At 44.7% G+C, this 11173-nt stretch carries 7 protein-coding genes and 1 pseudogene; all 8 read left to right on the top strand.

Features of this window, described 5'->3' with window-relative positions; all coding sequences use genetic code 11:
* Nucleotides 1-119: 119 nt before the first annotated feature.
* Nucleotides 120-869, top strand: a pseudogene (locus NBH15_RS13680) (TolC family protein); the annotation flags it as partial.
* Nucleotides 870-881: 12 nt separating this feature from the next.
* Nucleotides 882-2045 (top strand): AraC family transcriptional regulator, encoded by a 1164-nt coding sequence (locus NBH15_RS13675; protein ID WP_046145999.1) that lies wholly within the window; start codon nucleotides 882-884, stop codon nucleotides 2043-2045.
* Nucleotides 2046-2167: 122 nt separating this feature from the next.
* On the top strand, nucleotides 2168-3385 hold the full coding sequence (gene nagA / locus NBH15_RS13670; protein WP_046145998.1) for an N-acetylglucosamine-6-phosphate deacetylase: 1218 nt from the start codon (nucleotides 2168-2170) through the stop codon (nucleotides 3383-3385).
* A 93-nt stretch (nucleotides 3386-3478) separates the two neighbouring features.
* Nucleotides 3479-4819 (top strand): Gfo/Idh/MocA family protein, encoded by a 1341-nt coding sequence (locus NBH15_RS13665; RefSeq protein WP_250822852.1) that lies wholly within the window; start codon nucleotides 3479-3481, stop codon nucleotides 4817-4819.
* Between the two features lie 11 nt (nucleotides 4820-4830).
* On the top strand, nucleotides 4831-6147 hold the full coding sequence (locus NBH15_RS13660; RefSeq protein ID WP_250822851.1) for a sugar MFS transporter: 1317 nt from the start codon (nucleotides 4831-4833) through the stop codon (nucleotides 6145-6147).
* A 17-nt stretch (nucleotides 6148-6164) separates the two neighbouring features.
* The gene (locus tag NBH15_RS13655) at nucleotides 6165-6956 is read left to right on the top strand and encodes a 6-phosphogluconolactonase (protein ID WP_250822850.1); all 792 of its coding nucleotides are present in this window, start codon (nucleotides 6165-6167) and stop codon (nucleotides 6954-6956) included.
* A gap of 11 nt (nucleotides 6957-6967) precedes the next feature.
* Nucleotides 6968-7963, top strand: a complete 996-nt coding sequence (locus tag NBH15_RS13650) for a Gfo/Idh/MocA family protein (protein ID WP_046145994.1) — start codon at nucleotides 6968-6970, stop codon at nucleotides 7961-7963.
* A gap of 29 nt (nucleotides 7964-7992) precedes the next feature.
* On the top strand, nucleotides 7993-11163 hold the full coding sequence (locus NBH15_RS13645) for a SusC/RagA family TonB-linked outer membrane protein (RefSeq protein ID WP_250822849.1): 3171 nt from the start codon (nucleotides 7993-7995) through the stop codon (nucleotides 11161-11163).
* The last annotated feature ends 10 nt before the right edge of the window (nucleotides 11164-11173 follow it).

The raw sequence follows: 11173 nt of genomic DNA, 5'->3' as shown, positions 1-11173 counted from the left end.
TTGGTGCCCATCAGACCGGGAAGAAAGTTTCCACGAGCAAGGAAAGGAAGGCCCAATTGTAAAAACTATACTCTAACTAATTACAAAAGAGCACTATGAACCTTAAATTGATGACATTGAGTTCAAACGTGCTGAACCAGTTGGAGGTCGTACATACTTCCCGCATCCGCTTGAACGAGCTGATGGCATTGGATAATATCGACGAACAGATCGCTTTAAAAGATTCGGTGATACGCCCGAACATATTCCTGGACGAAATAGATCTCTGGCAAAGCACGCTGGCTTCGAACGCCTCCCTGCTGATCGCCCAGAAGAATCAGACACTCTCCGAACTGGATTACAAGAAAGTAAAAAGCCGCGATTACCCGTATGTGAAGCTGAATGCCGGCTATGGCTACACAGCCAACTGGTACGAAGTGGGAGCAACCGATCTGCAACAGCGTTTAGGATTAAATTACGGACTGACTGTCGGATTAAACCTGTTCGACGGACTGAACCGCCGCCGCGAACGCCGCAACGCCCGCATCCAGATAGAAAACAGCCAGCTGAAAAAGCAGGAACTGGAACTGGGCCTCCGTGCCGACATGAGTAATCTGTGGATGGCTTACCGGAACAACCTCGACCTATGGAGTCTGGAAAAGGAAAACGTAATTGTCGCCCTCGAAAACCATCGCATCGCAATAGACCGTTACAAACTGGGTGAATTATCCGGCATCGAATTGCGTGAAGCCCAGATCAGCTTGCTGGAAGCCGAAGAACGGCAATCCATCGCCGAATATTCAACCAAACTCTGCGAAATCTCCCTCCTCCAACTGAGCGGCCAGATATTAACGTATGTGGCACCGGAGCCGGAGAAAGCTAGTTTTTAAAAACACCACAATATGATAAAAATACTTCTGTTAACCGATTTTTCCAGTGGCTACAGCCGGTCGCTTCTGGAAAATGTCGTTAGATATGCAAGGGAAGTCGGTCCATGGGCCTTTTACCGAATGCCCTTGTATTTCCGGGAACTTTATGGCGACGAAGGAGTTGTGGAATGGGCGAAAAAATGGGGAGCGGACGCAATCATCGCCCAGTTCTCGGATATAGACCTATCTGTTTTAAACCAGTTAAATATACCGATCATCGTTCAAAATTACAAAGAACGAAGCTCCGGTATTTCCAATCTGACGGGTGACTATTTCGGGACAGGTGTCATCGCTGCTAATTTTTTCCTGCATAAAGGCTATAAATCATTTGCTTACTATGGTCTGACAGATACAGTGTGGGGACGTGAACGTGGCGAAGGCTTCAAAAAGATCGTCAGCAACAAGGGGTATGAGGTTTATGAATTTAATAACCGGAAACGGGTACCCAGTGAAAAATGGTGTTTTGATGTCGAACAAGTAAGCAGATGGTTACTAAGCCTACCTAAGCCGATAGCCCTTTTTGCCTGTGACGACTATTATGCCTTACAAATCACCGAAGTCTGCAAGATGTATGATATCAGCATTCCCGAAGAAATCGCAGTGTTGGGTGTAGACAATGATAAATTATTATGTAATATCTCCGATCCTCAACTATCGTCCATTGAACTGGATATAGAAAATGGCGGTTATGAAGCAGGAAAACTACTTCATCAGTTTATAGAAAAGAAGATCATTGCACCAGTCGATATTATAATAAAACCTGTACGGATCGTCCCCCGTGCCTCTACGGAACGTTTTGCCGTATCCGACAGACATATAGAACAACTACTGCAATACATCGACAATAATTATCAGAATCCTTTATCAGTCGATGAACTGACTCAAATAGTACCTTTCTCAAGACGAGTGTTGGAAAAGAAATTTAAACGAGAAACCGGAACGTCCGTATACCAATACCTTCTGGATCTCCGCATAGAGAAATTCGCCGACCTGCTGATCACTACCGACCTGCCGCTGATCGAGGCTGCAACCCGGTCAGGCTTCACTGACTACAAAAATATTTCCCGTATCTTTACCAAAGCAAAAGAAATGACTCCTCTCCAATATCGGAAACGATTCACCCCTAAAAACAAATAAAACAAAGTCGACCCTTTATGAAGAGGTGTTCGTTTTTTAAGGTTTTTATTTCGCAATCGGTACCATGTGAGCTTATTTTTTATGCTTACTTTGTGTTGTTTGAACATTAAAACAGCACTATTATGAATGCAATATCATCATCAAACAGTAGAAAAGAGGTTAAGACAATCATCACTAACGGGAAATTGATCCTTTCGAGCGGAATCCTCGATAATGGTTATATCATTATCGAAAACGGTAAAATAACCGATATAGGGCAAGGTCAACCTCCATATAACGAGGCTAGTGAAGTCATCGATGCCAAACAACAGTATGTTTCCCCCGGTTTTATCGATCTGCACACCCACGGAGCCGGAGGTGCTGACTTTATGGACGGAACAGTAGAAGCTTATCTGACTGTGGCTAACACACATGCACGTTACGGTACAACCGCTTTATTACCCACTACACTGACTTGCCCCGATGAAGAACTTTTTCATACATTTGAAGTCTTCCGTAAAGCAAAGAAACAGAATAAAACCGGAGCAAAGTTCCTGGGTCTCCATCTGGAAGGACCTTATTTTTCTTATAACCAGCGGGGAGCACAAGATCCGGCAAACCTAAAAACTCCAACACCGGAACATTATACCAAGATATTGAATGCCACAGACGACATTGTACGCTGGAGCATAGCTCCGGAACTGGACGGTGCTATGGAATTAGGTCAATTACTCTGTGAAAAACAAATAATTCCTTCCATCGGGCATACAGACGCAATCTGTGAGGAAGTGATGGAAGCTCATAAATCCGGGTATTCCCTGATGACCCATCTTTATTCAGGAATGCAAACCGTTACTCGTCGTAACGCCCTCCGCTATGCAGGAGCCGTAGAAGCCGCATTCCTGATAGACGACATGGATGTCGAGATCATTGCAGACGGTATCCACCTTCCTAAAAGCCTGCTTCAACTCATTTACAAATTCAAAGGAACCGACAGGATCGCCCTGATAACTGATTCCATGCGCGGAGCAGGAATGCCAGAAGGTCAATACAAGCTGGGAAGCCTGAAAGAAGGACAAACCGTAATAGTAGAAGACGGCGTTGCCAAACTGCTTGACAGAAGTGCTTTTGCGGGTAGTGTAGCAACAGCCGACCGCCTTATCCGGACGATGGTGCAGCTTGCCGGAATCCCCTTAACGGATGCTGTAAAAATGATGACAGCCACACCCGCCCGTATCCTGCATATGGATGACAGAATGGGTTCCCTTGAGACAGGAAAAGAGGCAGATATCCTGTTGTTCGACGATCAGATAAAGATAACACGCACTCTCATAAACGGAAATACAGTTTATCAAATTTGACGTATTTTGAGGATTCTGTTTCGACAAGTGGGTAAAAATGAATAATTCATCTCCCTAAATTTGTCATATTGAGATTTACTAAAATTAAGTAATATGATAACAAGACGCAATTTCATAAAAAGAGCAGTAGCCGGAACAGCTATGCTATCATTCGGTGGCGTGTTACCGGAATTCAGTGCGAAAAGCTATGCGAACATAGTAGGAGCGAACGACCGGATTCAGATAGGATGTATAGGAGTGAATTCCCGTGGAGCCGCTTTGGCAAGGAATTTTGCCAAACAGGAGAACTGCATCATAAAACACATTTGCGATGTCGACTCCAGAGCTTTAAACAAATGTATTGCAGAAGTTTCCAAAATCAGCAATACGACTCCGAAAGGATATAAGGATTTACGTCTGTTGCTTGAAAAGAAAGATCTGGATGCAGTAGTGATAGCCACTCCCGATCACTGGCATGCTCCGGCAGCCTTACTGGCGATGAAGGCAGACAAGCACGTTTATCTTGAAAAACCATGTAGCCATTCACCGGAAGAAGGCGAAATACTGGTTCGTGCAGCACAAAAATACAATAAGGTAGTCCAGATGGGAAACCAGCGCCGTTCATGGCCTAATGTTGTGGAAGCTATCAATGAGATTAAAGCAGGAACCATAGGAAATGTCTTTTTCGGAAAATCATGGTACACTAACAACCGGGCACCCATCGGAACCGGGGAAAAAGCCCCCGTCCCTGACTGGCTTGACTGGGAGCTATGGCAAGGACCTGCTCCACGTACCGCTTACAGAGATAATATCATCCATTATAACTGGCACTGGTTTTGGCAATGGGGGACCGGAGAAGCCCTGAATAACGGCACACACATGATCGATCTGTTACGGTGGGGCATGGAACTCGATTATCCGACTAACGTACAATCGACCGGAGGACGTTACTATTACCAGGATGACTGGGAAGCACCCGATACACAGGTTATCAACCTGGACTTTGGCGGAAAGAAATCAATGATATGGGAGGGGCATTCCTGTAATTCTTTCAAAATAGAGGGGAACTCAGTCGGTGCACTTTTCTACGGGGAAAAAGCCAATCTATTGATAGGAGGCGGAAACCATTATAAAATCATGGATCATAAAAACCAGGTTCTCCGCGAAGTAGAAAGTAAAATACAGACTGACCCGCGTAACCGAATGGATCCGGCACAGCAACTGGATGCCATCCATATCCAGAACTTTTTTAATGCGATCAAAAAAGGAGAGCAACTTAATGCCGGGATAGAATCCGGACATATAAGCACGCTTCTCGTACAACTGGGAAACATCGCCCAACGCTCAGGAGAAAGACTGGAAACCGATCCTGAAAACGGGCATATCAAAAACAAGCTGATAGCAGATAAATACTGGTCGAGAAACTATCAGGAAGGCTGGAAAATGAAATTATAAATACAGTTTATATGTCAGAGAACAATCACACAACAGAAAAGCGAAATGTCATAATCGGAATCGCCATCATCGGTGTCGTATTCTTTATTATCGGCTTTGTATCATGGGTCAATTCTATATTGATTCCTTATTTCAGGATAGCTTGTGAATTAACGAACTACCAATCGTATTTTGTTACGTTCGCCTTCTATATAGCCTATCTGGTCATGTCGGTCCCAGTAGCCTATTTCCTGAAAAAAACCGGTTATAAAAAAGGAATGATGTACGGATTCTTCTGCCTGGCAGCAGGCGCATTGCTTTTTATTCCGGCAGCATTGAACAGGACTTACTGGATTTTTCTAACCGGTCTGTTTACTATGGGAACCGGATTGTCGGTCCTTCAGGCGGCAGCCAATCCTTATATCACTATTATAGGTCCCATTGAAACAGCTGCCCGTCGTATCAGCATAATGGGGGTATGTAACAAATTCGCCGGTATAGTCTCTCCTATCATATTTGCAGCAGTCGTACTAGGCAAAAGCCAGGATATCCTGGAATCCGTAGAATCAGGACTGTTGAGCGGGATAGCCAAGGAGGCAGCCCTCAATGAACTGATACGTGGAGTCATACTTCCCTACAGCATACTCAGTCTCTTACTCCTGTTTATCGGTCTATTCATCTATAAATCGAAACTACCCGATATCAACCCGGAAGAAGAGAATGAAGAGTTGGCGACCGCCAACTGCAATAAGACCTCTGTTTTCCAGTTTCCTTATCTAATACTTGGAGTATTGGCATTATTCCTACATGTCGGAACACAAGTCGTAGCCATAGATACGATCATCAGCTATGCAGGTTCCATGGGAGTCGGCCTGCTGGATGCCAAGTTCTTCCCATCCTACACACTCGGAGCAACTATACTGGGTTACCTGTTGGGAATAGTATTGATCCCCAGATATATTTCACAAAAAAATGCATTGATAGTCTGCACTGTATTGGGATTGATCCTCTCTTTCGGAGTCATTTTCGCTCATACGAACATTTCCTTGTTAGGTCATAATGCCGGTCTATCCATTTGGTTCCTGGCTTCCCTTGGACTCCCCAACTCACTGATTTATGCAGGTATATGGCCTCATGCTATACGTAATCTGGGACGTTTCACCAAAATTGGTTCATCCATGCTGGTCATGGCCCTCTGCGGGAATGCGATCCTTCCGCTTGTCTATGGCAAACTGGCAGATATAACATCCCTGCAAACCGGCTACTGGGTATTAATACCTTGCTATATATATCTGATCTGGTACGCCGTCTTCGGATACCGCATTATGAACTGGTCATTAAAGAAATAAATAAAAACAAAAGTAAAATGATACACTTTAAAAACAACAAGCTTACTGTACAGGTATTCACTGACAGGCAATCTATGGGAACGAACGCTGCATCGGATGTCGCACAAACGATTCGTGAGTTATTACGAAACAAAGACGAAATCAATATGATCTTTGCAGCCGCTCCTTCCCAAAATGATTTCCTGGCAGAATTTATTGCCGACAGCACGATCGAATGGAACCGGATCAATGCCTTTCATATGGATGAATATATCGGCCTGGAGCCGGATGCCCCGCAAGGATTCGGAAATTTCCTGGGAGAACATATATTCAGAAAAGTTGACTTCAAACAGGTCTACTACATACAAATGACAAAAGACCATTTCGAACAGGAATGCGAGCGCTATACCCGGTTACTTTCCGAAAGAACAATCGATATTATCTGCATGGGAATAGGCGAGAACGGACATATCGCTTTCAACGATCCCCATGTAGCCGATTTCAACGACAAAGCCTGGATGAAAGTGGTCGACCTTGCTCCTCAATGCAGGCTACAACAAGTGCACGACGGCTGTTTTCCATCACTTAACGAAGTTCCTCATCAGGCATTCACGCTCACCATCCCTGTCCTGATGTCGGCTACATATACTTTTTGCATAGTCCCGGCTACAACAAAGGCACAGGCTATCTACAACACACTGTACGCTCCGGTAAGTGAAAAATATCCATCTACGATTCTACGCAATAAAGAAAATGCCCGGCTATATCTGGATATGGACAGCGCATCCCTTTTACCAGAGAAATACAGGATAATAAATAATAACTCCTAAAAGATAATCCTATGAAACGAAATGTATTATTACTACTTGTTTTCCAATTACTCACAGCTTTCGGACTCCAGGCACAGGAGACTATCAGGCTGGGCATTATCGGGTTAGACACCTCCCACTCCGAGGCTTTTATTAAGTTGATCAACGGAGAGAACCAGGCACCCGATTACGTCGGTTTTAAGATAGTAGCCGCTTATCCCTACGGATCGCAAACGATCGAATCCAGCTACAACCGCATACCTAAATATACGGAGACAGCTAAAAGTCATGGAATACAAATAACCTCATCCATAGCAGAACTACTAAAACAGGTAGACTGTGTCTTACTGGAAACAAACGACGGGACCTTACATCCCGAACAGGCAACAGAAGTCATAAAAAGCGGTAAATCGTTGTTCATAGACAAGCCTGTAGCCGCCCGTCTTTCCGATGTTCTGGCAATCTACAAACTGGCGGAAGAGAAACAAGTGCCCATATTCTCCTCTTCGGCACTACGTTTCTCTCCACGAAATTCAGAACTGAGAAACGGAAACGGCCCGGAAGGAAAGGTTGTCGGAGCAGACTGCTATTCACCCTGTACAAACGAACCTTCACATGCGGGATTCTTTTGGTACGGGATCCATGGAGTAGAAATATTATACACCCTGATGGGAGCAGGATGTCAATCCGTCACATGTACTTCCAATGAAGGTTCCGATGTCGCTGTAGGTGTTTGGGAAGATGGTCGCATAGGGACTTTTCGAGGACTAAGGAACAGTTCTCATTCCTATGGCGGTACGGTCATTTGTGAAAAGAAAGTTGTTCCTGCCGGAGGATACGAAGGGTATGAAGGACTATTAAAATCGATCCTCACATTCTTCCGGACAGGCAAAGCCCCCGTCAGCCCGTCAGAAACGATAGAGATATACACATTCATGGAAACAGCCAATGAAAGTATACGGCAAGGCGGCAAACCGGTAAATACAAAAGATATTTATAATAAAGCATTATCCCTGGTGAAAAATTAGGAAGTTTATTAATCTTAAAAGTACGATGTATGAAAAAAAATCAACAATGGAGAAAGACTGGCATTCGATCTATTACTTATGCCTTCCTGCTTATGACCATAGTACCAGTTTTTGCAGCAGAGACAAATAACATTCCTTCTGCCACTCAACAAAAACAAGCAGTCACAGGTATCGTCACCGACAACAAAGGAGAAGTGATACCCGGTGTAAATGTAATGGAAAAAGGGACTACCAACGGAGTTATAACGGACGTTAACGGTCATTACACCATAACCGTTACAAATGAAAATGCAGTATTGGCATTCTCCTTTATCGGGTACGTAACGAAGGAAGTCCCTGTAAAAAGGCAAAAGACACTCAACATCAGCCTGGCAGAAGAGATCCTGAATCTGGAAGAGGTTGTCGTGGTTGGATACGGTGTACAAAAGAAAAGAGACCTGACAGGTGCCGTGACCCAGGTAAAAGCGACTTCACTGGAAAAAGAACGTCCCGCTACCGTTCAGGATATCCTTAGGGCAAACGTTGCCGGCTTGAATATCGGACTCAATAACTCAGCGAAAGGCGGCGGTAGCATGGAGATTCGCGGAAAACGTTCGATCAAAGCCAGCAACGAACCCTTATTGGTGGTAGACGGTATTATTTACTACGGAAGCCTCGATGAAATCAATCCGAACGATATCGCCCAGATCGACGTATTGAAAGATGCCAGCTCGGCAGCCGTTTATGGTGCCAAATCTGCAGCCGGAGTCGTGCTGATCACAACGAAAAAAGGATCGGCTGAAAAACCTACCGTCCAATTCAATGCCAGCGTCGGCATCTCCACCCTGGCGAATAAGATGGATGTTTACAACCCACAGGAATACCTTGCATGGCGCGAAGATGTGCAGGAAAGTATCTTCGAAGATCATAAACCGGGAGAATTTTCAGACCCCAACAACCTTCCGGCAGGTGTAACCCTGGAAGACTGGATCTCTTATCGTCCCACTACCGGCAACTACACCTATGACTGGCTCGTCCGCCTGGGACTGTTCGAACCGGAGCTTGACAACTATTTTGCCGGAAGAACATTCGACTGGTATGATGAAACATATCAGAAAGCATTCCGACAAGATTATAATGTCAACATTTCAGGAAAGAAAGATAAAGTCAGTTATTACTGGTCATTGGGTTACCTGAACAATGAAGGTATTGTTATCGGTGATAAATACAAATCTTATAGAAGCCGACTGAAACTGGACTTCGATGTAACCTCTTGGCTGTCAGCCGGTGTCAATGTACAATATTCTTATCGCGACCAGGGAGCTATCCCACGCAGTGTGAACCAGATATGGGCAAATACTCCCTATTCCACTCCGACAGATCTGGACGGTAACCCGATGCTGTATCCGACAGGTATAGACAATGCCAGTTCCATTAACTCGGCTTATAACGATTCATTCATAGACCGTTCGGCGATACGCAATTCCTTCACCGGAAGCATGTATGCCAAAATAAAACTGCCGTTCGGTATTTCTTATCAGGTAAATTTCTCTCCCCGCCTGTTGCTGTACAACTACAGGAACCACCGCTCTTCACAACATCCTGTATGGAAATCATTCGGCGGAGATGCGGAGCGAAGAAGTGAAATGTCCTACAACTGGCAGGTGGATAACCTGATCCGTTGGGAACATACATTTGCCCAAAAACACCAGGTAGAAGTGACCTTGTTACAGAATGCTGAAGAAAACCAATCCTGGCAGGAAATACAGACTACTCAGCAATTTGCCCCCAGCGACATACTGGGTTATCACAGAATGCAGGCAGGTACGGTTCCGGCAATCTCCAGCAACGACACCAGAAATACCGGCGATGCTCTGATGGGACGCTTGTTCTACTCATTCGACAAAAAATATATGCTTACAGCATCCGTCAGACGGGACGGTTATTCGGCATTCGGCGTATCCAATCCGCATGCGACTTTTCCTTCTGTTGCTCTCGGATGGGTATTTTCAGAAGAACCGTTCTTCAAATTCCCCGCAATGGACTTCGGTAAACTGCGTGTATCCTGGGGACAAAATGGAAACAGGGATATCGGTATGTACGCAGCTTTAGCTGAAATGAAAACGGACCAGTACATTTATCAGACCCTGAATGGTAATATAGACCTCTCCAACTCCGTATACGTAAGCACAATGGCAAACAAAGACCTGAAATGGGAAACAACCAGTTCCTTTAACTTCGGTCTTGATTTCGGATTCCTCGACAGCCGCATTTCCGGTAATATCGACGTGTACAAAATGGTTACTTCCGACCTGTTGATCAACCGCAGCCTCACGGAAACAATCGGTTTCGGTGAAGTTATGGCCAACCTGGGTGAAGTTCAGAATACAGGTTTTGAACTTTCCCTGAGGACCTTGAATATCGATGCAAAGAACTTCCAGTGGAATACCACATTTAATTTCTCTTTAAACCGTAACAAAGTAAACCATCTATACGGCGATTATGAAAATGTACTGGACGACAACGGAAATGTCATCGGACGGAAAGAGATGGACGATATCAAGAACGAATGGTTCATCGGAAAGGATATCAGTTCCATCTGGACATACAACGTTATCGGTGTATGGCAGGAAAATGAAGCCGAACAGGCTGCTGAATATGGTCTTCGCCCAGGAGATATGAAGATCAAGGATGTGGACGGCAATAAAATCTATGATAACAACGATAAGGAGTTTATCGGATACAAAACACCGCGTTTCCGCTGGACCCTTCGCAACGAATTCACCTTGTTTAAAAACTGGAACCTGTCCTTTATGCTTTATTCTTATTGGGGACATAAAGCGCCTTACCAGCGTGCAAAGCATTTCGAAGCCGGTACATTGACAAAGACCAACTATTTCAAGATCCCTTACTGGACTGCGGAAAATCCGACCAACGAGTATGCCCGCTTATATTCGGATGACAAGAATATCGGAGCGAACTTCTATCGTTCCCTGTCATTCATCCGTCTGGATAATATATCCATAGGCTATACCGTACCTAAATCATTCCTGAACAAATTCAAAATAGAGGGAATGAACATCTACGGAACGATCAAGAATGTAGGTTGCTGGGCTCCGGACTGGGAATATTATGACCCGGAAGCATACAACGCCGACAGCCCCAATACCGTAAGCAGTACCAATCGCACCTATACACTGGGTGTCAATGTAACATTCTAATGTCTAACTA

The sequence above is a fragment of the Parabacteroides caeci genome (assembly GCF_023656795.1).
In the GTDB taxonomy this organism is placed as follows: domain Bacteria; phylum Bacteroidota; class Bacteroidia; order Bacteroidales; family Tannerellaceae; genus Parabacteroides; species Parabacteroides segnis.
This window is presented reverse-complemented; position numbering and strand designations above follow the sequence as displayed.

Excerpts from the sequence above, each read along its gene's own strand:
- nagA (WP_046145998.1), top strand. The coding sequence starts at position 2,168 with ATGAATGCAATATCATCATCAAACAGTAGAAAAGAGGTTAAGACAATC.
- NBH15_RS13660 (WP_250822851.1), top strand. The coding sequence starts at position 4,831 with ATGTCAGAGAACAATCACACAACAGAAAAGCGAAATGTCATAATCGGA.
- NBH15_RS13645 (WP_250822849.1), top strand. The coding sequence starts at position 7,993 with ATGAAAAAAAATCAACAATGGAGAAAGACTGGCATTCGATCTATTACT.
- NBH15_RS13675 (WP_046145999.1), top strand. The coding sequence starts at position 882 with ATGATAAAAATACTTCTGTTAACCGATTTTTCCAGTGGCTACAGCCGG.
- NBH15_RS13665 (WP_250822852.1), top strand. The coding sequence starts at position 3,479 with ATGATAACAAGACGCAATTTCATAAAAAGAGCAGTAGCCGGAACAGCT.
- NBH15_RS13655 (WP_250822850.1), top strand. The coding sequence starts at position 6,165 with ATGATACACTTTAAAAACAACAAGCTTACTGTACAGGTATTCACTGAC.
- NBH15_RS13650 (WP_046145994.1), top strand. The coding sequence starts at position 6,968 with ATGAAACGAAATGTATTATTACTACTTGTTTTCCAATTACTCACAGCT.